This is a genomic window from Streptomyces sp. NBC_00057, from assembly GCF_045041165.1.
GTDB lineage: Bacteria > Actinomycetota > Actinomycetes > Streptomycetales > Streptomycetaceae > Streptomyces.
This window is the reverse complement of sequence record NZ_CP108256.1, coordinates 5,577,099-5,601,686: the sequence shown is the minus strand read 5'-3', so window position 1 is coordinate 5,601,686 and position 24,588 is coordinate 5,577,099. Positions and strand designations below refer to the sequence as shown.

Sequence of the window (24,588 nt, the reverse complement as noted above, 5' to 3'; positions counted from 1 at the left end):
CCGCGCTCCCGCCCGGTTCCGCCGCAGCGCAGGTCCAGAAAGCAGGGCGGACGGCCGCGCTGGGGCATGCGGGTGGTGACCGGCATTTCCGTGCTGGTGCTCGGGGCCGGCGGCATCGGCCATGCGGTGGTGACCAGCCTGGAGACCGGGATCGACCGGATCGACCCGTTCAAGGACATGAAGAACCGGCCCCGGGCCGGCTATGGCACGAATCTGCTGCTCGTGGGCACCGACGGCCGCGACAGGATCACCCGGGAGGAGAAGGAGAAATACCGGCTGGGCGGTGTGCCCTGCAACTGCACCGACACGGTCATGCTGGTGCATCTGTCGGCGGACAAGGAGCGCGCGAGTGTCGTCTCGCTGCCGCGGGACAGCTATGCCGTGATCCCCGAGCACAAGGACCGGAGCACCGGCCGGATCCGCGCCGCCCACCCGGTGAAGCTGAACGCCGCCTACGCCGAGGGCGGGCCCGGTCTGACCGTGCGGACCGTCGAGCACATGACCGGCATCAAGATCGACCACTACCTGGAGGTCGACTTCACCAGCTTCATGAAGACGGTGGACACCCTGGGCGGGGTGCAGATCTGTACGGCCCTGCCGCTGAAGGACTCGTACACCGGTCTCGTTCTCCCCGCGGGCACCCATGATCTGGACGGCGGACAGGCGCTCCAGTACGTGCGCTCCCGGCATATCGACGGGGCCTCCGACCTGGGCCGGATGCAGCGCCAGCAGAAGTTCCTCGCCTCGCTGATCAAGCAGGCGACCCGCAGCGGTGTGCTGCTGAATCCGGTGAAGTTCCGGGACGTCGCCTCGACGATGCTGAGGTCGGTCCGGGCCGACAAGGGGTTCGGTACGGAGCAGATGCTGGAACTCGGCCAGGCGATGCGCGGCTTCTCCCCCGCCTCGTCCGAGTTCGCCTCCGTACCGATGGGGAACGTCGCCTACCCGGTCAAGGGCATCGGCACCACGGTCAAGTGGGACGAGCGGAAGTCGAAGAAGCTCTTCCAGGCACTGCGCGACGACCGGCCGCTCGCCCCGGTGCGGCCCGAGGAGCCGAAGGACGTGACGAAGGTCGGTGTCGCCCCGCGGCAGATCCGGGTCCAGGTCTACAACGGGACCTCGAAGGACGGGCTCGGCAAGACGGTCGACGACGCACTGCACGCCACCGGCTTCAACACCACGCGGGCCCCGCTGAACGGGGAGCCGCAGGATCTCAAGCGCACCCTGATCACCTACGACCCGCGCTGGGACCTGTCCGCGAAGTCCCTGGCCGTGGCATTGCCCGGGGCCGAGCTACGGGCGGTGCGGGGGCAGGGCCCCACGATGAAGGTGACGGCGGGCCCGGACTTCGAGAAGGTGCGGCGGGTGCGGGCCGAGGAGACGAACCGGGGCAAGTTCGGTACGGTCACGGGCGACCAGGTGGTCTGCCCATGACCGCGGGTACGTCGGGGCTCAGTCCTCGATGCCGTCCGCCACGCGCTTCTCGCGCAGTTCCTTGATCGCGCGGCGACGGGCGAGGCGGTGGGTGCGCCGGATCTGCGCCTCCTGGTAGCGCCGCTTGTCGCGCTCCGTCTCCGGTATCACGTGCGGTACGGGGCGGGGCTTGCCGTCCGCGTCGACCGCGGCGAACACCAGATACGCGCTGCCGACCTGCTGGGCGGGGGTGGATTCGTTCCACCGCTCGGCCATGACCCGGACGCCGACCTCCATCGAGGAGCGGCCCGTCCAGTTCACCTGGGCTCGGACGTGAACAAGGTCACCCACGCGGACCGGCTCCAGGAAGACCATCTCGTCCATCGAGGCCGTTACCGCGGGTCCGCCGGAGTGCCGGCCGGCCACGGCGCCCGCCGCGTCGTCGACCAGTTTCATGATCACGCCACCGTGCACCGTACCCAGCAGGTTGGTGTCGTTGCCGGTCATGATGTGGCTGAGGGTGGTCCGGGAAGCGGCGGTCGGCTTGCCCGGAATATCGCACTTGGGACGCGGGGCCTGATCTGTCATACCGTCCACCTTATGCGGGGGCTTCCGCCCGGCAGCAATGCATCAGCTTCGCAACAGCCCCGATGCGATTTCCCGCACCCCCTGTAATAGCAGGGCGCGCGGCCTGCACACTGGATCGCATGAACGATTGGCCCGAGGGCTGGACCGACGACAACCGCAGCGGCAACCGCTACGGACAGGGCAGCGACAGCGACCGGCCCGAGGGCGCCCGTGTGATGCGGCATGTCCAGCGGCGTCCCGCGCCGCCGCAGCAGCGCCCCGCACCGCCCCGGCAGCGGCAGCCGGAGCAGCAGCAGTACTCCGGCGGCTACGACGGCAACGCAGGGTACGACAGCGGTTACAACACGGGCCAGGTCTACGGCGGCGGTGGCAACGGCGGCGGCCGGGGCAACGGTCACGGCGGCGACGGCCGGGGCAACGGCGGTTACGCCCAGGGGCGCCCGGCGGCCGACTGGGGCCGCCGGATAAAGATAGGCGCGCTGTCCCTGGTCGTCGTGGTGCTCACGGTCTCCATCGGCACGTACTTCTGGGCCGACTCCAAGCTCAAGCGCGAGGTGGACCTCTCCAAGGTCATCGAGCGGCCGGAAAGCGGCGACGGCACCAACTACCTGATCGTCGGTTCCGACAGCCGCGCGGGCATGACCGCCGAGGACAAGAAGAAGCTCCACACCGGCTCCGCCGAGGGCAAGCGGACCGACTCCATGATGATCCTGCACGACGGATCGAACGGGCCGACGCTGATCTCCCTGCCGCGTGACTCGAACGTCGAGATCCCCTCGTTCAAGGGCTCCGACTCCGGCAAGCTCTACCCGGCCCGCGGCCAGCACACCAAGCTGAACGCCGCGTACGCCATGGACGGGCCCGAACTCCTCGTCCGTACCGTCGAGTTCAACACCGGACTCCACATCGACCACTACGTCGAGATCGGCTTCGGCGGCTTCGCCAAGATCGTGGACGCGATCGGCGGGGTGGAACTGGACATCCCCAAGGCGTTCAAGGACAAGAAGTCCGGCGCCGACTTCGAGGCGGGCAAGCAGACGCTGAACGGCGAGCAGTCCCTCGCCTTCGTGCGGACCCGGTACGCCTTCGCGGGCAGCGACCTGGACCGTACGAAGAACCAGCAGAAGTTCCTCGCGGCGCTGGCGAGCCAGACGGCGACGGCGTCCACGATCCTCAACCCGTTCAAGCTGTACCCGACGATGAGCGCCGGCCTGGACACCCTGATCGTGGACAAGGACATGTCGCTCTGGTCCCTGGGGCAGATGTTCTTCGCCATGAAGGGCGTCACCGGCGGTGACGGCACGTCGATGAACATGCCGATCTCGGGCTCCACCGGTGGCAATCTGGTCTGGGACAAGGCCAAGGTCAAGCAGCTGGTGGAACAGCTCAACAACGACGAGAAGGTCACCGTCTCCGACAACTGACGACAGACGGACGCAGGGCCCGGACGGTTCGCCGTCCGGGCCCTGCTCCATGCCGGGCGCGGGCCGGGGGATCCGGCCCGGCCGCGCCATCACCCTCCCGGCCTGCTCCCCCGGGCCAGCAACGCCACATGCGGGAGCGCCAACCGGCCGTCGTCCGCCGCGAATTCGGTGCACAGCGCGTCGTACTCCCGCTTGGCCGCGGCCACCCCCGCCGGCCCCCGGCTGTTGACCAGCTGCCCGATCGCGGCCACACCGGCGGCCGGCCCGGCCCACCAGTCCTCCGCCCCGACGCGGTGGTCCCAGGCCAGCGACTCACTCCGTACGTCCCCGAGGCCGACCGTCTCCAGCAGCGTGCCCAGCCCCTCCCGGGTGCGCGGAAAGTTGTGCTCGGGATCGACGGTGGCCATCCACTGGGGCCGGGTCAGCCCCGCCGCCTCTACGGCCCGCCCGATCAGCGCCTGACCGGGGGCGCCCGGCGCCCGCCAGATGGTGACGGAGACCCGGCCGCCGGGACGCGTGATCCGGCGCATCTCGGCCAGGGCGTCCAGCGGTCGGCCGACATGATTGAGCACGAAGTTCGCCACGACGGCATCGAACTCGCCGTCTTCATAAGGGAGTTGCGGAAGCGACCCACACCGGACATCGACCCCTGGCGCGGTACGCCGGGTCATCTCCACCATTCCGGGTTCGGCGTCCACGGCCCGTACGAGCGCACCGCGCCCGACGGCCGCCGCCGTCACGATGCCGCTACCGCACCCCACATCGAGCATCCGCGTGCCCGGCCCGACCGCGGCAGCATCCAGCAGTGCGGGCACCGCATGGGCGCACAGCCGCGCGAAGGTCCGGGCGTAGCTCTCGGCCCGCCCGTCCCAGATCCGCCGCTCGCTCACGTCGAACGCGGTCATCGCAGGCCTCCCGCGGGCCCCTGCGGCTCGACCTCGTCCAGGTCCTCGTACAGCGCGTCCAGAATCCGTCCTGTGGGCTCGCCCTGTGGTGTCAGCTCGGCCAGGCACCAGCCGGGCAGCTGCTGCTCCACCTCGGGCGGAAGGTCGCCGTCGGCCGGGTCAGCCAGTCCGTAAAGAAGGCCGAACGCGGTCTCCTTCGCCACCTCGCGGGCTATCTCCCCCAGGTCGCCGGGGGTCAGACCGAGAGCCAGCGCCCGCTCGACGGCGCCGCCCGCGAGTCCGTCCTTCCGGTAGGCCTCGACCCAGTCGGGGGCCGCCGAACTCCAGCCGTCGATGTCTTGCCAGACCATGCGCAGGAACCGGTAGCGGGCGAGCTGCGGAATGTTCTCCTCGGCCTCGGAGTCGGCCCAGCCCTCGGCGTCGTCGGCACCGGGCGCGGTGAACAGGCCGGTGAGTGCGGTGATGTCGGTCATGGAAGGGGAAGGTACGCCATGGCGCCCGCCACATCGATCAGATGCGGGCCCCCGTCCCGCCGCTGCGCGCTGTGGCTGACGGTGCCTCACCCGTCCGTCGCGGGGCGGTCTTCGTGGGCTCGCGCCCCCGGTCTGGCAACAACCGGGCTCGGGGCACGAATGCGTGTGGGATCAGTGCCCGGCGGCGTACGAGACGAAGTCCGCCCATGCACCGGGCGCGAAGGCGACGCGAGGGCCCTGAGCGTTCTTTGAGTCGCGGACATGGACCGTGCCGGGGGCACTCGCCACCTCAACGCACTCGCTACTGTTACTGCTGTCGCTGTAACTGCTCTTGAACCACTCCAGCGTGGAATCGCCCTCAGCAGATGCCTTGCGGATCATGTTTCTCCCAGCACTTGCTCGATGAAGGCCAGCGACTCCCTTGGCGTGAGAGCCTGGGCCCGGATCATGCCATACCGCAGCTCAAGGATTCGGAGCTGTTTCGGATCGGAGATCGCGCGGCCTGCGAACGCCCCCTCCGAGCGTCCCACCGCCGTTCCGTCCCCGAACTTCAGCACCTGCGTCTCCCCCTGCATTCCGGCGTGCTCCTCGCGTGCGGTCGGCATGACCTGGATCGCGACGTTACGCAACTGCCCAACCTCCAAGAGACGTTCGAGCTGTCGCCGAAGCACCATTCTGCCTCCGAGTGGGCGGCGTAGTGTTACCTCTTCCTGCACAAAGCTCATCGCCGGGGCGGGCACCCGCTCAAAGATGGACCGCCTGGCCCCACGGGCCGCAACCGCCCGTTCGATCTCATCCTGCTCATACGCAGGCTGGCGCATCTCGAAGAGCGCCCGCGCGTAGTCGTCCGTCTGCAACAGCCCATGCAGGTTGTGGTCGCCATACGCCAGCAGTTCGACCGCCCGCTCCTCCATCTTCGCCAGTTCCCGAACCTTCTTCGGGTACCGGACCTCCGCCACATCCCGTTTCATCGCAGCGAGCTTCCCGCCCGCGCCGAGCACTTCGTCCGCCCGGTCCAGGAACTCGGGCCGGGGGATGCGGCGCCCGCTCTCCACCTTGTAGACCAGGTCCTCCCCGTACCCGATCGCAGCCCCGAACTCGCCGGCCCGCAGCCCCGCCGACTCCCGCCACGCCTTGATCTGGCGGCCCACCGCAGCGACCACCGCAACCCCCGACTCGTCGTCGGGATCGACGTCCCAGCCGGGCTCGTCCGCTCCGCCGTCCCCGCACTCCGTACCGGTCCCATCCACGCTCATCCGTGCCCCACTTCCGACGTGCATGCCGTTCTTGCTCAACCCCTGGTGTCCCCAGCACGTCACCCCGGACAGCCGGGACAGCACTGGACAAGCACGGGACAATCGCCGTACATACGGGGCTCGTCGCTATTCACGGTACGCAGGCACGGCCACGCTGAGTGACGTGAACCAACAAATCACCCGAACCGAACGTTCCGCTCCCACCCGGCAGTTCACCGTGCCGCTCTCCCCCACCCGCCGGGGTGCGCGGCTCGCCCGTCTGCTCACCACCGCGTGTCCGTCCCCGCCGACGACGCGGAAACACGGCGCGGCCTGCTGATCGTCGAGGCACTCGCCGACCGCTGGGGCATCGACGTCGGGCCCATCCCTCGCAAGACGATCTGGGCCGAACTCAGCCTCGTACCGTGACCGTCTCCACCGGGTCGCGGAGAACCACGACCCGGTAAGCCACGTTGCCGCGTCCCACGACACATAAAGCTTTGAAGAACCTGGGGAAATCACCCTCCCCACCCAAACCCGACCCCACCCCGGCCCCCGTCACCCGCGCGGGTGACATAGGGCAACTGAGCTGGATTTCACACGGGTTGGCAGGCATATGCTCGCCGCGACAACTGCAGACATGCGACGGCCCCCGACGAGACGCCAATCTCGACCGAGGGCCTGACCACCGAGGAAGTTCGGAGCTTCCCGATGGATACCCAGCAGATTACCGCGCCCCCGTGCGCCCCGTCCCCCGCATCCGGGGGCGACACACCGTCATCCGGTGTCATCCACATCAACTTCCGGCATGCCGCAGGCTTCACGGTCATCGGCAACCACCTCGCCCAGCACCGCGGACTCTCCCTCGTCGCAATCGGCCTTGCCGTGCACATCCAGTCGCTTCCCGCCGGAGCCAAGATCGGCATCAAACACCTCGCCGACCGCTTCCCCGAGAGCGAGACCCGCATCGCTGCCGCCCTGCGCGAACTCGAAGCCACCGGCTACCTCCACCGCAGCCGCGTACGCCTCCCCAACGGCCGCATCGTCACCCGCACCATCTCCTACAACCAGCCCGGCACCGACCCGGCCGCCATCACCACACCTCAGCCACGAACCAGGCCCAGCACACCGGCAGCCCCGCTGCCCCCACCACCGCCACGCGAGCCCACGCCCGAACCGGAGCCCACCCAGGCACCACAACCGCCCGCACCACAACCGGCAGCCGCACCACGACCCGTACCCACACCACGACCCGTGCCCACACCGCAGCCGACACCCGCCCCCGTCCTCGTACCAGCCCCCACCGCACGCAAGGCACCACCCCCGCCGCTTCCCCAGCCGCATTCACCCACCCCGGAACTCCACCGCACCGCAGCCGCACTCCTCGCCGACCTGCGCCGCCACACACCCCAACTCACCCTCTCCGAGGACGACATCCACACCCTCACCCCCGGTGTCGCCACCTGGCTCGAACGCGACGCCCACCCCGACACCATCCGCCACGCCCTCACCACCGACCTCCCGGCTCCCCTCAAACAACCGGCCAAGCTCCTCCGCCACCGGATCACGACACTCCTGCCGCCCCCGCTGCCCGGAGCCCAGGACCTCGCACCCGCACACCGCAGCGTCGTCGCCATCCCCCTCCAGAACTGCGACCACTGCGACCGCGCCTTCCGCTCCCGCCACCCCGGCCACTGCCGCGACTGCCGCACCGAACTGCACACAGCCGCCTGACCGAAACGCCACCCAACCCGAACGGACGTACATGGTCAGCTCGCCCCACGAGGCAATGCACCGCATCTTCCAGGAGTACCCCGGCCTCTTCTCCCGCGTCTCCGAAGTACTCGGAGTCGACATCCCGCCACCCTCCTCAGCGACCGCCCTGCCCACCGACCTCACCGAAACCCGGCCCCTCGAACGCCGGGTAGACACCCTCCTGCGCATCGAAACAGAGCACGACGGGCCCTTCCTCCTCGCCATCGAAGCCCAGGGCAAGAAGGACCCACGCAAAACCGCCAGCTGGCCGTATTACGTCGCCTACCTCAACAACAGATACAGGCTGCCCATCCTGCTGCTGGTCGTCTGCCAGGACCGAGCCACAGCCGAATGGGCCGCACGCCCCATCTCCATCGGCCTCCGCCAATGGCAGACACTCGCGCTGAACCCCCTCGTCGCCGGCCCGCACAACATGCCCGTCATCACCGATGTGGCCGAGGCCCGCAAAGACCTCGCACTCGCCACCCTGGCCGCCATCACACACGCCGACAATCCGGACGTCGGTGCCATACTGAAAACACTGTCCGCCGCACTGCGGGACACACCGGAAACCATCGCCGACCCCATCGTCGAACTCATCGCACAGGGCCTGGGCGACCGCCCGGCCGCACAACAGTGGAGGAACCTGGTGGCCGTGGACCTTTCTTTCTACAAGTCGCCCCTCTCGGAAGAAATCCGGGACGAAGGCCGCGCAGAAGGCCGAGCCCAAGGCCGAGCCGAAGGACTCCTACTCATCCTCGACGTGCGCGGTATCGCCATCACCGACGAGACCCGCGAGAAGATCACCAGCTGCGACGACCCTCAGCTCCTGCACCAGTGGCTCAACCGCGCCGCCACCGCCGCTACCGCCGAGGAACTCTTCGCCGAGGAGTAGCCCCGCCCCGGTGGCTCACGGTGGCTTCGCCCCTCCTGCCCGCAGGCCCGCATACCGTTCACGGCTCCCCGCACGTCCGAGGGCCGGAGCAGGACGCGGGCCGGCACCGACTCCAACCGCTGCCAGGCCACCGAAGCAGAAACGTCAGGCCAGGACATCTGAGCGATAGCAAAGCCAATCACGCAGGGCGAACTGACCTGCCCGCCCTGACCGGCGCCCACTGGTGGTGGCTTCCGAGCAGAGCCCACTCAATACACGATCGCGTCCCACCGATACCGTGTTGCGTTTGAAGTGCAGGGGTGACAGCGCCTGCACTCGATCGAAGGGGTGGGAGCCATGAGGGACATGTGGACTGGTGGGAAGCTACGTCTGCGGGGTGTCGAGCCGGAAGACTGGGAAGGCTTTCGAGACCTGGCCCAGAATACGGTCGATGTCCGCAACACCGACCTGGTTGAGCCTCCACGTTCTGACGAGAGTTTTCGTTCCTGGACTGCAGAGCGTGCTGGGCGTCCGCCGGGCGGTGAAGCATTCCGCCTGGTCATCGAGGGGCTGGCTGATCGTGTGTTCGCGGGTTCTGTGACCGTCGCAGAGACCGACAGCCGTGCAGGACGGTTCAGGATGGGCATCGTGATCACCCGCGATCACCGCCGCAAGGGATACGCGGCCGAGGCCACTGAACTGGTCCTCACCTACATGTTCGCCGAGCAGCGCTACAACAAGTGCGAAGTGGAGGTCCACGCATTCAACGACGCCTCCCTCGCCCTCTACCGCAAGCTGGGCTTCGTCGAGGAGGGGCGGCTCCGCCAGCACGAATTCTTCGCCGGTAGCCACCACGACGTCGTGCTGCTCGGCATCACCGCCGGCGAATACTGGGCCAGTCACCAGCAGCCATCGGTGCGGTAAGGCCTTGGGCGTCCTGCTTCTCCTCGCTCAGACCGGCCTCCACGTACCCGACGAGGCCCGCGACCGCATCACGGACTGCGACGACATGGACATCTGACCCGCTGGCTCCTCCATGCCCCCACTGCCTCATGCGTCGATGAGCTCTTCGAGGAGCAACGCTCGACGCTGTAACTCCGCTCCGGGTTTGTGCCCGTCCGGAAGCCCCGGGCCCAGGTAAAGAGACCCGGCAGCCACTGATCGCTCAGCTCGTCAAAGTGCCCTGGTGGAAGTACATGCGCCAGCCCGCTTCCGTCAGACGCCACACGGAGCTCCGCCATGCTCGGCGCCCGCTGTGGTCGGCGAAGTACGTCAGATGAACGATGCCGGGAGCGAGTACGGCCCCCGACATATCGCTGACCTTGACCGGAGCTTCCGGGGCCACCGAACCGTCACTCGTCACCGTGAGAATCGACGTCGCGTCCCAGCGCCGCCCCGACGCTCCGATCTCGAGGAACTCCGGGTCCAGGAGCTCCGAGACCAGGGCCGACGAAGCACGCACGTCAGGGTCGAGAAGCCGCATCTCTGCCTCAATGGCCGCTTGAACGGCCCGCTCACTCTCGTCTGCCATGCACGAACCCTACGGACGTTCCTCGTCACGTCACAGCGAATAGTTCACGCAACGCAAGCAGCGACACCGGCGATGACGTCGTCTCCCGTCAACATTTATGGCTGGGTTGAGCGCGACACAAGGACAGTCGGCCGGCTGGTCGACCACCTGCACTGGCTCACGGGCCCGGAAGCCCGCTGTCTGCGGCCCGGCTGACTCATCTCGCGCGGTCTCTTGGCTGCCTGCACACGTCTGGCCCCCGGTGTGCCACCGGGGGCCAGAACGTGTGCAGGCAATAACCGTTACGGCAGGTTCCGCGCCATGACGATGCGCTGGACCTGGTTCGTGCCCTCGTAGATCTGCGTGATCTTCGCGTCGCGCATCATCCGCTCCACCGGGTAGTCCCGCGTGTAGCCGTAGCCGCCGAGCAGCTGGACCGCGTCCGTGGTGATCTCCATCGCGGCGTCGGAGGCGAAGCACTTGGCCGCGGCGCCGAAGAAGGTGAGGTCGCCGTCGAGGCGCTCGGACTTGGCCGCGGCCGAGTAGGTGAGCTGGCGGGCCGCCTCCAGCTTCATGGCCATGTCGGCGAGCATGAACTGGACGCCCTGGAAGTCGCCGATCGGCTTGCCGAACTGCTTGCGCTCCTGGACGTAGCCCTTGGCGTAGTCGAGGGCGCCCTGGGCGATACCGAGGGCCTGGGCCGCGATCGTGATGCGGGTGTGGTCCAGGGTCTTCATCGCGGTGGCGAAGCCGGTGCCCTCCTCGCCGATGATGCGGTCGGCGGGGATACGGACGTTGTCGAAGTAGACCTCGCGGGTCGGGGAGCCCTTGATGCCGAGCTTCTTCTCCGGGGCGCCGAAGGAGACACCCTCGTCCGACTTCTCGACGACGAAGGCGGAGATGCCCTTGGAGCGCTTGGTCGGGTCGGTGACGGCCATGACCGTGTAGTACTCGGAGACGCCCGCGTTGGTGATCCAGCGCTTCACACCGTTGAGCACCCAGAAGTCGCCGTCGCGCACGGCCCTGGTCTTCATGCCTGCCGCGTCGGAACCCGCGTCGGGCTCGGAGAGGCAGTACGAGAACATGCCGTCGCCCTTGGCGAGCGGGCCCAGGTACTTCTTCTTCAGGTCCTCGGAGCCGGAGAGGACGACGGGGAGCGAGCCGAGCTTGTTCACGGCAGGGATCAGGGAGGAGGAGGCGCAGACGCGGGCCACCTCCTCGATCACAATGACCGTGGCGAGGGCGTCGGCGCCCGCGCCGCCGTACTCCTCGGGTACGTGCACCGCGTGCAGGTCCGCGGCAGTCAGGGCGTCCAGCGCCTCCTGCGGGAAGCGCGCCTCCTCGTCGACCGCTGCCGCGTACGGGGCGATCTTCGCCTCGGCGAGCGCGCGCACCGTCTCGCGGAGCATCTCGTGCTCCTCGGCCGGACGGTACAGGTCGAAATCGGTGGAACCCGCCAAGACGCTCACTCCCCAAAGACGCTAACTACCGTTAAGTAACCCGATTTTAGAGCTCCGCTCCCGCGATGGCCTATGCAATGCGTGCGTGAGCTTCGCGACAGGGGTGGGAGAAGCTGCGCAGGCAGCCTCAAACCGGGCCTCCACAGGCACGACTATGCTCGTTCACCGCACGTCCGTCCGCATCTCCCAGGAGCACTACATGGCCCTCAGGATCACTGTGATCGGCACCGGCTATCTCGGCGCCACCCACGCCGCGGCCATGGCGGAACTGGGCTTCGAAGTGCTCGGCCTCGATGTCGTGCCCGAGAAGATCGAGATGCTGAGCGCCGGCAAGGTCCCGATGTACGAGCCGGGCCTCGAAGAACTGCTCCGCAAGCATGTGGAGGGCATCGAGGGAGCCACCGGACGGCTGCGGTTCACCACCTCGTGGGAAGAGGTGGCGGCCTTCGGCGATGTGCACTTCGTCTGCGTGAACACTCCGCAGAAGCACGGCGAGTACGCCTGCGACATGAGCTACGTCGACAGCGCCTTCGAGTCACTGGCACCGCATCTGACCCGGCCCGCCCTGGTCGTCGGGAAGTCGACCGTGCCGGTGGGTTCGGCGGCCCGGCTCGCGGCGAGGCTGGCGGAGCTGGCGCCGGTGGGTGCGGAAGCGGAGCTTGCCTGGAACCCGGAGTTCCTGCGCGAGGGCTTCGCCGTGAAGGACACCCTGCACCCGGACCGGATCGTCGTCGGCGTGGCGAGCGAGCGGGCCGAGAAGCTGCTGCGCGAGGTGTACGCGGTGCCGGTCGCCGAGGGGTCGCCGTTCGTGGTGACGGACTTCCCGACCGCCGAGCTGGTGAAGACCGCGGCCAATTCCTTCCTGGCCACGAAGATCTCGTTCATCAACGCCATGGCCGAGGTCTGCGAGGCCGCCGACGGCGATGTGAAGAAGCTGGCCGAGGCGATCGGGCACGACGAGCGGATCGGGTCCAAGTTCCTGCGGGCCGGGATCGGCTTCGGCGGCGGCTGTCTGCCGAAGGACATCCGGGCCTTCATGGCGCGCGCCGGTGAGCTGGGCGCGGACCAGGCGCTGACCTTCCTCCGCGAGGTCGACTCGATCAACATGCGGCGCCGCGGCCACATGGTGGAGCTGGCCCGGGAGGCCGTGGGCGGCGATTCGTTCCTCGGCAAGCGGGTGGCGGTCCTGGGTGCGACGTTCAAGCCGGACTCGGACGACGTACGGGACTCGCCGGCGCTGAACGTGGCCGGGCAGATACATCTGCAGGGCGGCCAGGTCACGGTCTTCGACCCGAAGGGCATGGACAACGCCCGGCGACTCTTCCCGACCCTCGGTTACGCGGACTCGGCGCTGGACGCGGTGCGCGGCGCGGATGTGGTGCTGCATCTGACGGAGTGGCGCGAGTTCCGTGAGCTGGACCCGGCGGCGCTCGGCGAGGTCGCGTCCCGCCGGATCATCCTGGACGGCCGCAACGCGCTCGACAGCGAACTGTGGCGCGAGGCCGGCTGGACGTACCGGGCGATGGGGCGCCCGAAGGCCTGACGTATCCGGTCTTCGGACCGGTCTCAGCCGCGCTTCGCGCGGTAGGTGCGCATTTTGGCGCGGGCGCCGCACACCGACATGGAGCACCAGCGGCGGCGTCCCGCCGGGCTGCGGGGCACCCGTTCTGTCTGTGCGCGGGTTAGAAAACGTGCGGGGCACCCCTGGGGGTGCCCCGCACGCGACAGCTCCGGCTCAGCCGGCCCGGTCGTCCAGCTGCCCGATCGTGGCGTGGGACGGGGCCCGGTGCGTGCTCAGCTCGCGTGCGACGTCCTCGGCGTCGCGCAGCACCCGTACCGCGTTCTGCCAGGTGAGCTTGGCGAGATCGGCGGTGGACCAGCTCCGGCCGAGCAGCTCCGCGATCAGGTTCGGGTAGCCCGCGACGTCCCTGAGGCCCTCCGGGAGGAAGGCGGTGCCGTCGTAGTCGCCGCCGATGCCGATGTGGTCGATCCCGGCGACCTCGCGCATGTGGTCGAGGTGGTCGGCGATCGTCGCCACGGTGGCCATCGGGCGCGGGTTGGCCGCTTCGAAGGCTGCGTGGATCTTCATGGCCTGCGCGGTGGTGTCGAGGTGGTGCAGGCCGTGGGCGCGCATGTTCTCGTCCGCGGCATGGGTCCAGGCGACGGCTGCCGGGAGGACGAACTTCGGCACGAAGGTCGCCATGGCGATGCCGCCGTTGGCCGGGAGCCGGCCGAGGACGTCGTCGGGGATGTTGCGCGGGTGGTCGCAGATCGCGCGCGACGAGGAGTGCGAGAAGATCACCGGCGCGGTGGAGGTGTCGAGCGCGTCGCGCATCGTGGTGGCCGCCACGTGGGAGAGGTCGACCAGCATGCCGGTGCGGTTCATCTCCCGTACGACCTCGTGGCCGAAGGGCGAGAGACCACCGACGCCCGGCTCGTCGGTCGCCGAGTCCGCCCACGCGATGTTGTCGTTGTGGGTGAGCGTCATGTAGCGGACGCCCAGGGCGTGCAGCGCGCGCAGGGTGCCCAGCGAGTTGTTGATGGAGTGGCCGCCCTCGGCGCCCATCAGGGAGGCGATACGGCCCTCGGCGCGGGCCGTCTCCATGTCGTCGGCGGTCAGGGCGCGCCGCAGGTCCGCGGGGTGGCGCTCCAGCAGCTCGGTGACCACGTCGATCTGTTCGAGGGTGGCGCTGACGGCTTCGTCGCCCGCCATGTCGGACCGTACGTAGACGGACCAGAACTGGGCGCCGACGCCGCCCGCGCGCAGCCGCGGGATGTCGGTGTGCAGATGGGCCGACTGGTCGGTGGCGATGTCGCGGGCGTCCAGGTCGTAGCCGACCTGTTCGCGCAGCGCCCACGGCAGATCGTTGTGACCGTCGACGACGGGGTACTCGGCGAGGAGTTCCGCGGCCCGCTTCAGCTGGTCCACGGGGCCTACTTCCCGAAGCCGAAGGAGTCGCTGCCCTCGACCTTGCTGCGCAGCCGCTTGCCCTTCTCCGTCGCCTGGTCGTTCAGCTCCTGCAGGAACTCGGCCATGCGGGCCTGCAGCTCACTGTCGTGGGCGGCGAGGATACGCGCGGCGAGCAGGCCCGCGTTGCGTGCGCCGCCGACCGAGACGGTGGCGACGGGGACACCGGCGGGCATCTGCACGATGGAGAGCAGGCTGTCCATGCCGTCCAGGTACTTCAGCGGGACCGGGACGCCGATGACGGGCAGGGGGGTGACGGAGGCGAGCATGCCGGGCAGGTGGGCGGCGCCGCCCGCGCCCGCGATGATCGCCTTGAGGCCGCGGTCCGCCGCCTGCTCGCCGTACGCGATCATTTCGCGCGGCATGCGGTGGGCGGAGACGACGTCGACCTCGTAGGGGATCTCGAACTCGTCGAGGGCCTTGGCCGCTGCTTCCATGACGGGCCAGTCGGAGTCCGAGCCCATGACGATGCCGACGACCGGCGCGGCGGAGGCGGGGGAAGTCATTCGGTGATCGTTCCTCTGAGGTAGTCAGCTGCATGACGGGCTCGGTCTCGCACGTCCGCCAGGTCGTCGCCGTAGGTGTTGACGTGTCCGACCTTGCGGCCGGGCTTCACGTCCTTGCCGTACATGTGGATCTTGAGCTGCGGGTCGCGGGCCATGCAGTGCAGATACGCCTGGTACATGTCCGGGTAGTCGCCGCCGAGCACATTGGACATGACCGTCCAGGTGGCGCGTGGGCGCGGGTCGCCGAGCGGGAGGTCGAGGACGGCCCGGACGTGGTTGGCGAACTGCGAGGTGATCGCGCCGTCCTGGGTCCAGTGCCCGGAGTTGTGCGGGCGCATCGCGAGCTCGTTGACCAGGATGCCGGGCTTCCCGTCGGGTCCACGGGTCTCGAAGAGTTCGACGGCGAGATGGCCGACGACGCCGAGCTCGGAGGCGATACGGAGAGCGAGCTGCTGAGCCTCGCCCGCGAGCCGCTCGTCCAGCTCCGGGGCCGGGGCTATGACCGTGTCGCAGACCCCGTCGACCTGGATCGACTCGACGACCGGGTACGCGACGGCCTGGCCGTGCGGCGAGCGGACGATATTGGCCGCCAGCTCCCGTACGAAGTCGACCTTTTCCTCGGCGAGGACCGCGACACCGGCCCGGAAGGGGTCGGCCGCGTCCGCCTCGGAGCGGACCACCCAGACGCCCTTGCCGTCGTAGCCGCCGCGGACCGTCTTGAGGATGACGGGGAAGCCCCCGACCTCTTCCGCGAACGCCGCGACGTCGGCCGGGTCCTTCACGATGCGGTGGCGGGGGCAGGGTGCGCCGACCTCGGTGAGCTTCGCGCGCATCACCCCCTTGTCCTGGGCGTGCACCAGCGCATCGGGTCCGGGGCGTACGGGAATGCCGTCCGCCTCCAGGGCCCGCAGGTGTTCGGTCGGTACATGCTCGTGATCGAAGGTGATCACGTCACAGCCGCGCGCGAAGGCACGCAGCGTGTCCAGGTCGCGATAGTCGCCGACGACGACTTCGCTCACCACCTGGGCCGCCGAGTCCTGGGGGGTGTCACTGAGGAGCTTGAACTTGATGCCGAGGGGGATACCCGCCTCGTGGGTCATACGGGCGAGCTGACCGCCGCCGACCATACCGACTACCGGGAACGTCACTCCTCCAGGGTATCCGCCGCTCCGGGGGCCGCCCGACGATGCCCTCCGCCCGCCCCGCCGGGTCGGGCACGTCACAGCATCGCCACGCCTGACAGGACATCCACAGGCAACTCATAGACGGGCTGGATAGCATGACTGGGTTGACGTATCCGACAGACGGGCTGAGCGATCACGATGAGCGAACGGGGCGCACTGCGAACCCGGCTGGATCTGCTGGCCCGGGAAGTCGCCAAGTTCGGCGCGGTCGGCGCACTCGGCCTGGTCGTCAATATCGCGGTATCCAACGTCCTCTGGCGCACCACGGACCTTCAGGTGGTGCGGGCAGGTCTGCTGGGCACGTTCGTCGCCGTCCTCTTCAACTACGTCGGCTTCCGCTACTGGACGTACCGGGACCGTGACAAGACCGGGCGGACCCGGGAGCTGACGCTGTTCCTGCTGTTCAGCGCGGTGGGTGCGGTCATCGAGACCGGTGTGCTGTACGTGGCGACGTACGGGTTCGGGTGGAACAGCCCGTTCCAGAGCAATGTCTTCAAGATCCTCGGGATCGGCATCGCGACGATGTTCCGTTTCTGGTCCTACCGGACGTGGGTATTCAAGGCGCTGCCCGCGAAGGAGACCGTGCTGAGCGCGGAGGGGTTCCTGAAGCAGGGACGTACGGAGCAGATGCCGCAGGTCGAGGCGGATTCGGTGCGGCGGTAGCCACCCACCGCACACGCTCACCGCACCGGGCGTTCCGGTTCCTGTCTGTTCAGGGCCACCCGGCTGAGGAACAGGGCGAAGACCGGTGGCTGCTGCTGGAGCAGTTCGAGGCGGCCGCCGTCCGCCTCCGCGAGGTCCCTGGCGACCGCGAGGCCGATGCCGGTGGAGTTGCGGCCGCTGATCGTCCGCTCGAAGATCCTGGCGCCGAGGTCGGGCGGCACGCCCGGGCCCTCGTCCGTGACCTCGATCACCGCCTGATTGCCGGTGACCCGGGTGCGCAGCGCGACCGTACCGCCGCCGTGCATCAGTGAGTTCTCGATCAGTGCAGCCAGCACCTGGGCGACCGCGCCCGGCGTACCGACGGCCCGCAGCCCCTGCTTCCCGGAGCAGACGATGGCGCGGCCCTCGCCCCGGTAGGCCGGGCGCCACTCCTCGATCTGCTGCTTGACGACCTCGTCGAGATCGAAGACGACGGCGGAGCCGGTACGCGGATCGCGGGCGTTGGTCAGCAGCCGCTCCACCACATCGGTGAGCCGCTCGACCTGGGTGAGGGCGATGTTCGCCTCCTCCTTCACCGTGTCCGGGTCGTCGGTGACCGAGATCTCCTCGATCCGCATGGAGAGCGCGGTCAGCGGCGTACGGAGCTGGTGCGAGGCGTCGGCGGCCAGCCGGCGTTCCGCGGTCAGCATCCGGGCGATCCGCTCGGCGGAGGAGTCCAGGACGTCGGCGACCCGGTCCAGCTCCGGCACTCCGTACCGCTTGTGGCGCGGGCGCGGATCGCCGGAGCCCAGGCGTTCGGCGGTCTCGGCGAGGTCCGTCAGCGGCGAGGCAAGTTTGTTGGCCTGGCGTACGGCGAGGAGCACGGCCGAGACGATGGCCAGCAGCGCCACCGCGCCGATGATCATCAGGGTGTGGCCGACCTCACTGGTGACGGCGGAGCTGGACTCCTCGACGGTGACGCGCTCACCGTGCTCCCCCTCGGCCGTGCCGCTGATCACCCTGCCGGTGGGGCGCGTACCGACTTCGAGGGGGGCGCGTCCGGGGATCTCGACCAGTGCGTAGCGCTTGGTGGAGATCTGTTCGGCCAGCAGCGCGGGATTGATCCGCTCCGCCTCCAGGAGCCTGCTCTCGACGACGCTGATCAGCCGCAGCGCCTCGGAGTCGACGCTCTCCTGGGCGCTGTTGCTGATGGTGCGGCTCTCGACGATGACGAGGGAGACGCCGAAGACGGCGATCACCACGAGCACCACGGCGAGCGTGGAGTTGATCAGTCTGCGGCGCATGAGTGCTTCTGTACGTCAGCTCTTCTCGAAGCGGAAGCCGACGCCCCGTACGGTCGCGATGTAGCGGGGGTTGGCCGCGTCGTCCCCGAGCTTCTTGCGGAGCCAGGAGATGTGCATGTCGAGGGTCTTGGTCGACGACCACCAGGTGGTGTCCCAGACCTCGCGCATCAGCTGGTCACGGGTGACGACCCGGCCGGCGTCGCGGACCAGGACCCGCAGCAGGTCGAACTCCTTGGCGGTGAGCTGGAGTTCCTCGTCGCCCATCCAGGCCCGGTGCGACTCGACGTCGATCCTGACGCCGTGGGTGGCGGGCTGCGGGGCGGGCTCGGTGGCGCCGCGGCGCAGCAGGGCCCGGACGCGGGCGAGCAGTTCGGCCAGGCGGAAGGGCTTGGTGACGTAGTCGTCGGCGCCCGCGTCCAGGCCGACGACCGTGTCCACCTCGTCGGCGCGGGCGGTCAGCACCAGGATCGGCGCGGTGTGGCCTTCGGCACGGAGCCTGCGGGCAACTTCGAGGCCGTCCATCCCGGGCAGGCCCAGGTCGAGTACGACCAGGTCGATTCCGCCCTGGAGGCCGGCGTCGAGAGCGGTCGGACCGTCTTCGCGGACCTCGACCTCGTAACCCTCCCGACGCAGGGCGCGGGCCAGCGGCTCCGAGATGGATGCGTCGTCCTCGGCGAGCAGTACACGGGTCATGGAGTGATGGTAGTCCGCGCGGAGCGGATGCTGTGAGGTGATCAAAAAGCCCTGCGGGTCCACGAGGAAAGCGGAGAGGGGCCTTCGAATATGGGAGTGCGGCTCCACCGCGACCTGTGATCCATCTCTCAAGTCCATTCATATCCGGCAGTGTCGTGTCGTATGGTTGCTCGACGCCTGTTGCACTACTCAAGGACCCTTGGGCAGCTTTTAGCGCCGAGGGTCTTTTTGTTCTGCCGGCTGGTGCCCGCCAGTCGTGAATTCAGTGAATGACCTGTGGCCGGGCCCGGAGCGCTGAGGATGCGCACCGGGCGTGGATCCCGATGCGGTCGGTCCCCGTCTTCTTCGGTCGGCTCCTCGATGAGTCCGGCGGTCAGGACGAATCCCCTGTGAGGCGTTGGGGTGGGGCATGGCCGTGCCGGTGCCGGCCTCCCCCCACCGGGCGCGAAACGCTCACGAGGCGTCGCGTCCCGAGCAAGCAAGGATCGACCATGGCGTCCAGCCTGACGAAGGACCCGGCCAGTACTTCTGGATCCGAGAAGACCTTCTTCGGCCACCCCCGCGGCCTGGCCACTCTCTTCATGACCGAGATGTGGGAGCGTTTCAGCTACTACGGCATGAGGGCTCTGCTCCCCCTCTACTTGATAGCCCCCAACGGGCTTCACATGAATCCGGCCACGGCCACGGCGATCTACTCGGTCTACGTGTCGCTGGTCTACCTGCTCGCCATGCCCGGCGGCTGGTTCGGCGACCGTGTCTGGGGTCCCCGCAAGACCGTCGCCATCGCCGGTGCGGTCATCATGACCGGCCACCTGGCGCTGGCACTGCCCTCACAGGGCACCTTCTTCGCCGGTCTCGGGCTGGTGGCCATCGGCTCCGGTCTGCTGAAGTCCAACATCTCGACGATGGTCGGCCACCTCTACGACGGCCCGGACGACCCGCGCCGCGACGGTGGCTTCACGGTCTTCTACATGGGCATCAACGTGGGTGCCTTCGCGGCGCCGCTGATCATCGGCACCATCGGTGAGAGCGTCAACTGGCACCTGGGCTTCGCGCTCGCCGCGGTCGGCATGGGGCTGGGCCTCGCCCAGTTCCTGATGGGCACCCGCCACCTGAACGAGCGCAGCCTCGTCGTCCCGAAGCCGCTGTCCGCCGCCGAGCGGGCGAGCACGCTGCGCAAGGGCCTGATCTGGCTGGCCGTCGCGGCCGTCTTCTACACCATCACGGTCGTCACCGGCGTCTACACGCTCAAGTGGATCCTGGTCCCCATCACCATCGCGGGCCTGGCCATCCCGGTCGTCGTCCTGGCGCGCATCAAGCGCGACAAGGAGCTCAGCGCCACCGAGCAGTCGAAGATGTCCGGCTACATCTGGTTCTTCGTCGCCGCCGCCGTCTTCTGGATGATCTACGACCAGGGCGGTTCGACGGTCGCGATCTTCGCCAAGACCTCGGCCGACAACAGTGTCTTCGGCTGGGACTTCCCGGTCTCCTGGTACCAGTCGGTCAACCCGGTCCTGATCATGGCGCTGGCCCCGCTCTTCGCCGCCTTCTGGCTGGCGCTGAACCGCCGCGGCAAGGAGCCCAGCACCATCGTGAAGTTCAGCTCCGGCCTGGTGCTGGTCGGCGCGTCGTTCTTCCTCTTCCTGATGCCGCTGACGATCGCGACCGACGGCCACAAGGCTGCCGCGATGTGGCTGGTCGCGATCTACTTCGTCCAGACGGTCGCCGAGCTGACCCTGTCCCCGGTGGGTCTCTCCGTCACCACGAAGATGGCTCCGGCCAAGTACGCCAGCCAGATGATGGGTGTCTGGTTCCTGGCCGTCACTGCCGGTGACTGCGTCACGGGTCTGCTCTCCATCGCGGGTGTGGAGCTCAACGGCACCGGCGTGGTCACACTTGAGGCCGTCCTCGCCGTTGCCGCGGGTGCCGCGGTCTTCATGTACCGCGGCAAGGTCAAGCAGCTCATGGGCGACGTGCGCTGACGCACCCAACCCGGCTGTACGAAGGGCGGCTGCACCGACACGTCGGTGCAGCCGCCCTTCGCGTGCATCCGTACGGAACTCAGCTCACCTGGTGCCGCGCAGCCTGCGCCACGGGGTGAAGGTGAACACGGCGCCGCCCAGCAGGATCGCAGTCCCCGCGACCAGGCCGAGTGCGCGCAGGGTGCCGTTGTCCTCGGCCCCGGTGGCGGCCAGTCCGCCGCCGGAGTCCGTGCCGCCTGCCGTGGAGCCCGTGGAGCCCGTGGAGCCCTTGGTGGTTCCTCCGGAGGCGCCGCCCTGCTGGGCTGTGGTGTCGAGTTCGAGCGACGGGGTCACCGAACCCTTGACCTTGCAGGGGATGTTGATCTTCGAGGAGCCCAGGGTGACATCGATCGTCAGGGCGCCGGGGCTGAGCGTGGATTTCCCGGACGCGCCCGGCTTGTAGGTGCCGGTCATGTCGGACAGATCGACCGGCTTGCCCTGCTCCAGCGGTTCGGCGTTGGCGGGTCCGGTGACCTTCACCGAGCCCTTGTCGGCGCCGCCGATGACGACGTCCATGGACGGCTTGAGCGCACCGGCGGGCAGCGCGGCGGGGCTGTCCATCACGCCCTTGGCCGTCTTGACCGTGAGCGCGTAACTCCCGCCGCTCTTCTTCGCGTTGATCGTCACCTTGGAGGCGATGCCGGGCGGTCCCGGGGACGTACAGGCGAAGTTGACCGAGACCTCCTTGCCGGGGAAGTCGGTCTGGCCGCCGCCGGAGCCCGAGGTGGTGCCGCCCGTGGTCGTCGTGCCGCCCGCGGTGGTGGAACCGGTGGTCGTACCGCCCGTGGTCGTCGTGCCACCCGCGGTCGTGGAACCGGTGGTCGTACCGCCCGCGGTCGTCGTACCGCCCGCGGTGGTCGAACCGGTGGTCGTGCCGGTGGTCGTGCCGCCCGCGGTCGTGGATCCGCCGCCGTCCGTGACCTTGATGGTCGCGCCCGGCTGCACCGTCTCCTTCGGGGTGCACTTGGTGTCCGTGGAGATCGGCTTGGAGACGTTGATGTTGTAGGCGTCCGGTGTCAGCGTGATCTCACCGGCCTTCTCCAGCTTCAGTGTGCCCTTCATGTCGGGCAGCACCATGGCGCTGTTCTTGGGGATCGGCGGGTTCTGCCGCGGCCCTTCCATCTGCAGGGTGCCCGTGGCCGCGCCGCCCACCTTGATGGTGCCGGTCGGCTTGACCGTGTCCTTCTCCAGGTCGAGGACGTCGGGGTTCTTGGAAGCGGCCTCGACCGTCTTCCACACCACCTCGACGGTGTCCCCGACCTTCGCCTCGGCCGGCGCGGTCAGCTGCGCCTTGGTGGTGCCCTGCACGGGCGGCAGCCCGGAGATGGGCGGGGGAATGCACTCCGTCTTGTACGAGATGTCGGCGGCCTGGGCCGGGCTCGCGGCCAGCAGCATGCCCGCGCCGCCGAGCATCATCGCGACTCCCGCCGCGACCGTCCTGCGTTGCGTACTCACGAATGTCCCTTCGTCGTCGGTCTGTTCTCTGACGGTGCGGAATCGGGTGTGAACCATGGCAGCGCTGCCGTGGTGGTGGGCGCTGCCGCGGGGCTCTCAGCGGGCGCCGGTGCGCGGCGCAGCTTCGGGAGCCTGGCGGTCACATCGGCCAGTTGTGGATGGTGGTGGCGCCCGGCGCGGACCGGGGTGCGCGAGGTGCGAGGACGCACTTTGTCGACGATCGCCATGCCGATCCGGAACACGGCGGCCGGTACGACGACGCACAGCAGGATCCAGAAGAGCGTGACTCCCCAGGGGCGTCCGACCCCCCACGGCTGCTCGGCCAGCACCTTGCTGCCGTACTTCAGCGAGACCTGGTAGTCACCGTGGGCGCCCGCCGTCAGTTCGACCGGCAGCTTGATCTGCGCCTTGCGGCCGGACTCGATGGTGCCGCGCCACTGCCGCTCCTCCCACTGCGGGGCGAAGACGCCGTGCGAGGTGCCGATCCGGAAGACCGGGTCCTTGACGGGAGCGGAGCCGAGGTTGCCCACGGTGAAGACCAGTTGCCGGGAGGGCGGGGCGCCGAACCAGGTGAGGATTCCGCTGTCGCCCTCGAGCCGGGTGGTGGCCAGCACCGCGAGCCTGCCCCCCTCGCTCTCCTTCGGCAGCGCGGCGACCGGGTGGCCGGCGACGACGAACACGGCGTCGGCGGTGGCCTGTTCCCCGGTGACGGTGGCGACATGCACCACGCAGGGGCAGGGTGCGGGCGGCTCGGCGATCGGCATCTTCTTGCTGAAGTCGCCCTCGGTTCCGGTGGTGACGGCACGGCCCTCTGCATTGGCGCAGGAGTTGGTGCCGCCGATCACGCCCCGGTCCGGCGTGGACTGTCCGCAGATCAGCATCATCAGCAGCGTGTTCGGGCGCCAGCCGCTGCCCTTGACGGTGATGTCACCCCCCTTGCCCGCCTGCTGCTTGGAGAGGGTGACCACGGGCTTCGCGTCCGCGGCCCTCGCACCCGCCGCGTCGGCGCCGGTCGCGGAGAGCATCAGCAGGGCGGGCAGCAGGGCGCCGAGCAGCGCGGCCGCCCACCGGTGGCTGCCGCTCCGGAGTGATGCCGGTCCGGCCTGTCCAGTCACGATTCCGCTCCCGCCTTCACCAAGTGCCTTCTCTCCGCATGCCGTTGATCGCCCGAGGACTGTCCGGGCCTGTCGTCGTCCGGTGGCCGTCTGCGTGAGCGCCGGACCCGGTACGCGTACGCGCCCGCGGCAACGGCGGCCAGGAACAGCAGTGCGCCGCCGGTCACCGACGCCCACGGGACGAAGGCCGCACGGGCCGTCGCCTCGCTGTGCGCGCCGCCCGCCGCCGTGACGCGCAGCCGTACGGTCACCGAGTCGAGGGCCGGGGCATCCCGCCACGGTTCGCTGAGCCTGACGCGCTGTCCGGGCAGCAGCTCCACCGGCAGCGTGCGCGCCTCGCGCCGCAGCAGTGTCCCGAACACTCCGTCGGCGCCGACGGCGATCCGCGGGGCCAGCGCCGTATTGCCGCGGTTGACCAGCGTGTAGTGGATGGTCTGCCCGGACACGGTGACGTCCTCGACGGTGAGCGCGGCCAGCGTCGGCCCGCCGACCCGCAGTTGGACCCGTACGCCCACCGAGCGGTCGCCGCTCTGCACGACGATCGCACCGGGGTGGTCGCCGGGCGTCGCGCCCGTCGGCACCGTGACGGAGAACGGCACATCGGCGCGGGTTCGGGCCGGCACGGTCACCTCGGCGGCGGTCCGCAGCCAGGCGCCGGTCCCGGTGAAGCCCTTGCCACCGCGTACCGCGAAGTCGCCGTCCTCGGCGTTGTACGCGTCGGCGCCGCGCAGCCGCACGGTGACCGGGGCCGTACTGGAGTTGGTGACGGAGAGCCGGTCCTGGAGAACGGTGCCGGGCGGGCCCTCCAGATAGAAGTACGGTCTGCCGCCGGCTGTGCCGGGACCGCTCACCGCGGGCTGCGCCGTCCATGACGCGGTGCTCGCGGGCGTCGGCGTCCGGACCGCGGCGCCGGCCACCGGAGTCATGGCGAAGGTGAACAGCAGTACGGCGAGGGCGAGTCGGGCGGCGTGACCGGTCGGCGACGGCATGGGCAGCTCCCTGGTGCGTGACGGCGGCGGGATCGTGGGGCCGGGGCCTTCCTTCCGGATCCGGCCCGATCCGG

The 24,588-nt window shown here is 69.2% G+C and carries 23 protein-coding genes and 2 pseudogenes; 9 read left to right on the top strand and 16 right to left on the bottom strand.

All coding sequences use genetic code 11. The annotated features are described in order from the left end of the window. Positions 1 to 66: 66 nt before the first annotated feature. Positions 67 to 1,434 carry an LCP family protein gene (locus OG953_RS26415; RefSeq protein WP_405692082.1) on the top strand — a complete coding sequence of 456 codons (1,368 nt, stop codon included), beginning with the start codon at positions 67 to 69 and terminating at the stop codon, positions 1,432 to 1,434. Between the two features lie 18 nt (positions 1,435 to 1,452). Here the strand turns inward: OG953_RS26415 and OG953_RS26410 are convergent, their stop codons facing one another. Continuing rightward, on the bottom strand, positions 1,453 to 2,001 hold the full coding sequence (locus OG953_RS26410) for an acyl-CoA thioesterase (RefSeq protein ID WP_405687338.1): 549 nt from the start codon (positions 1,999 to 2,001) through the stop codon (positions 1,453 to 1,455). Between the two features lie 119 nt (positions 2,002 to 2,120). Between OG953_RS26410 and OG953_RS26405 the strand changes: the two genes are divergently transcribed. Continuing rightward, positions 2,121 to 3,425: an LCP family protein gene (locus tag OG953_RS26405; protein ID WP_405687337.1), complete on the top strand. Its 1,305-nt coding sequence runs from the start codon at positions 2,121 to 2,123 to the stop codon at positions 3,423 to 3,425. A gap of 89 nt (positions 3,426 to 3,514) precedes the next feature. Here the strand turns inward: OG953_RS26405 and OG953_RS26400 are convergent, their stop codons facing one another. From OG953_RS26400 to OG953_RS26385, 4 genes are all read right to left on the bottom strand, one after another. Further along, on the bottom strand, positions 3,515 to 4,330 hold the full coding sequence (locus OG953_RS26400) for a class I SAM-dependent methyltransferase (protein ID WP_405687336.1): 816 nt from the start codon (positions 4,328 to 4,330) through the stop codon (positions 3,515 to 3,517). Continuing rightward, the gene (locus OG953_RS26395) at positions 4,327 to 4,803 is read right to left on the bottom strand and encodes a hypothetical protein (protein WP_405687335.1); all 477 of its coding nucleotides are present in this window, start codon (positions 4,801 to 4,803) and stop codon (positions 4,327 to 4,329) included. The genes OG953_RS26400 and OG953_RS26395 overlap by 4 nt, the downstream gene beginning before the upstream one ends. A 171-nt stretch (positions 4,804 to 4,974) precedes the next feature. Beyond that, positions 4,975 to 5,184, bottom strand: a complete 210-nt coding sequence (locus OG953_RS26390; RefSeq protein ID WP_405687333.1) for a DUF397 domain-containing protein — start codon at positions 5,182 to 5,184, stop codon at positions 4,975 to 4,977. Beyond that, the gene (locus OG953_RS26385; RefSeq protein ID WP_405692078.1) at positions 5,181 to 6,059 is read right to left on the bottom strand and encodes a helix-turn-helix domain-containing protein; all 879 of its coding nucleotides are present in this window, start codon (positions 6,057 to 6,059) and stop codon (positions 5,181 to 5,183) included. Before OG953_RS26385 ends, OG953_RS26390 begins: the two co-directional genes overlap by 4 nt. Before the next feature lie 163 nt (positions 6,060 to 6,222). Here OG953_RS26385 and OG953_RS26380 point away from each other — a divergent pair. The 4 genes and pseudogenes from OG953_RS26380 (at position 6,223) to OG953_RS26365 (ending at position 9,591) form a co-directional block, all read left to right on the top strand. Beyond that, positions 6,223 to 6,467: pseudogene (locus OG953_RS26380) on the top strand (ATP-binding protein). Positions 6,468 to 6,749: 282 nt separating this feature from the next. After that, the gene (locus OG953_RS26375) at positions 6,750 to 7,772 is read left to right on the top strand and encodes a helix-turn-helix domain-containing protein (protein WP_405687331.1); all 1,023 of its coding nucleotides are present in this window, start codon (positions 6,750 to 6,752) and stop codon (positions 7,770 to 7,772) included. 31 nt (positions 7,773 to 7,803) lie between these two features. Beyond that, a complete protein-coding gene (locus tag OG953_RS26370) occupies positions 7,804 to 8,688 on the top strand; it encodes a hypothetical protein (protein WP_405687330.1) in 885 nt (294 codons plus the stop codon). Positions 8,689 to 9,024: 336 nt separating this feature from the next. After that, positions 9,025 to 9,591 carry a GNAT family N-acetyltransferase gene (locus tag OG953_RS26365; protein ID WP_405687328.1) on the top strand — a complete coding sequence of 189 codons (567 nt, stop codon included), beginning with the start codon at positions 9,025 to 9,027 and terminating at the stop codon, positions 9,589 to 9,591. A gap of 241 nt (positions 9,592 to 9,832) precedes the next feature. Here OG953_RS26365 and OG953_RS26360 read toward each other — a convergent pair whose 3' ends face one another. Both OG953_RS26360 and OG953_RS26355 read right to left on the bottom strand, forming a co-directional pair. Further along, positions 9,833 to 10,198, bottom strand: coding sequence for a DUF4440 domain-containing protein (locus tag OG953_RS26360; RefSeq protein WP_405687327.1), 366 nt, complete (start codon positions 10,196 to 10,198; stop codon positions 9,833 to 9,835). Between the two features lie 281 nt (positions 10,199 to 10,479). Then, positions 10,480 to 11,637 (bottom strand): acyl-CoA dehydrogenase family protein, encoded by a 1,158-nt coding sequence (locus tag OG953_RS26355; RefSeq protein WP_329835172.1) that lies wholly within the window; start codon positions 11,635 to 11,637, stop codon positions 10,480 to 10,482. A 199-nt stretch (positions 11,638 to 11,836) separates the two neighbouring features. On the opposite strand from OG953_RS26355, the gene OG953_RS26350 reads away from it, so the two are divergent. Further along, positions 11,837 to 13,180 (top strand): UDP-glucose dehydrogenase family protein, encoded by a 1,344-nt coding sequence (locus OG953_RS26350; protein WP_405687325.1) that lies wholly within the window; start codon positions 11,837 to 11,839, stop codon positions 13,178 to 13,180. A gap of 23 nt (positions 13,181 to 13,203) precedes the next feature. Here OG953_RS26350 and OG953_RS26345 read toward each other — a convergent pair. The 4 genes and pseudogenes from OG953_RS26345 to OG953_RS26330 all read right to left on the bottom strand — a co-directional run. Beyond that, positions 13,204 to 13,293, bottom strand: a pseudogene (locus OG953_RS26345) (CGNR zinc finger domain-containing protein); the annotation flags it as partial. Between the two features lie 79 nt (positions 13,294 to 13,372). Beyond that, positions 13,373 to 14,566, bottom strand: a complete 1,194-nt coding sequence (locus OG953_RS26340) for a dipeptidase (protein WP_405687323.1) — start codon at positions 14,564 to 14,566, stop codon at positions 13,373 to 13,375. 5 nt (positions 14,567 to 14,571) lie between these two features. Beyond that, a complete protein-coding gene (purE, locus tag OG953_RS26335) occupies positions 14,572 to 15,111 on the bottom strand; it encodes a 5-(carboxyamino)imidazole ribonucleotide mutase (protein WP_405687321.1) in 540 nt (179 codons plus the stop codon). Further along, positions 15,108 to 16,259, bottom strand: coding sequence for a 5-(carboxyamino)imidazole ribonucleotide synthase (locus OG953_RS26330; protein ID WP_405687320.1), 1,152 nt, complete (start codon positions 16,257 to 16,259; stop codon positions 15,108 to 15,110). Before OG953_RS26330 ends, purE begins: the two co-directional genes overlap by 4 nt. A gap of 174 nt (positions 16,260 to 16,433) precedes the next feature. Here OG953_RS26330 and OG953_RS26325 point away from each other — a divergent pair, with 174 nt between their 5' ends. After that, positions 16,434 to 16,958: a GtrA family protein gene (locus tag OG953_RS26325; protein ID WP_405687319.1), complete on the top strand. Its 525-nt coding sequence runs from the start codon at positions 16,434 to 16,436 to the stop codon at positions 16,956 to 16,958. Between the two features lie 17 nt (positions 16,959 to 16,975). Here OG953_RS26325 and OG953_RS26320 read toward each other — a convergent pair whose 3' ends face one another. Further along, positions 16,976 to 18,241, bottom strand: coding sequence for an ATP-binding protein (locus OG953_RS26320; protein WP_405687318.1), 1,266 nt, complete (start codon positions 18,239 to 18,241; stop codon positions 16,976 to 16,978). Positions 18,242 to 18,256: 15 nt separating this feature from the next. Then, positions 18,257 to 18,934 (bottom strand): response regulator transcription factor, encoded by a 678-nt coding sequence (locus tag OG953_RS26315; RefSeq protein ID WP_114244884.1) that lies wholly within the window; start codon positions 18,932 to 18,934, stop codon positions 18,257 to 18,259. A gap of 491 nt (positions 18,935 to 19,425) precedes the next feature. Between OG953_RS26315 and OG953_RS26310 the strand changes: the two genes are divergently transcribed. Continuing rightward, positions 19,426 to 20,916, top strand: coding sequence for an oligopeptide:H+ symporter (locus tag OG953_RS26310; RefSeq protein ID WP_405687316.1), 1,491 nt, complete (start codon positions 19,426 to 19,428; stop codon positions 20,914 to 20,916). A gap of 84 nt (positions 20,917 to 21,000) precedes the next feature. On the opposite strand, the gene OG953_RS26305 is transcribed toward OG953_RS26310, so the two are convergent. From OG953_RS26305 to OG953_RS26295, 3 genes are read right to left on the bottom strand one after another with little or no spacing between them, the layout of a single operon-like run. Continuing rightward, on the bottom strand, positions 21,001 to 22,371 hold the full coding sequence (locus OG953_RS26305; protein WP_405692076.1) for a hypothetical protein: 1,371 nt from the start codon (positions 22,369 to 22,371) through the stop codon (positions 21,001 to 21,003). A gap of 35 nt (positions 22,372 to 22,406) precedes the next feature. Then, entirely contained in the window at positions 22,407 to 23,525 is a 1,119-nt protein-coding gene (locus OG953_RS26300) for a hypothetical protein (RefSeq protein WP_405687314.1), read from the bottom strand. Then, on the bottom strand, positions 23,522 to 24,514 hold the full coding sequence (locus OG953_RS26295; protein ID WP_405687312.1) for a hypothetical protein: 993 nt from the start codon (positions 24,512 to 24,514) through the stop codon (positions 23,522 to 23,524). The genes OG953_RS26300 and OG953_RS26295 overlap by 4 nt, the downstream gene beginning before the upstream one ends. Positions 24,515 to 24,588: the final 74 nt, after the last annotated feature.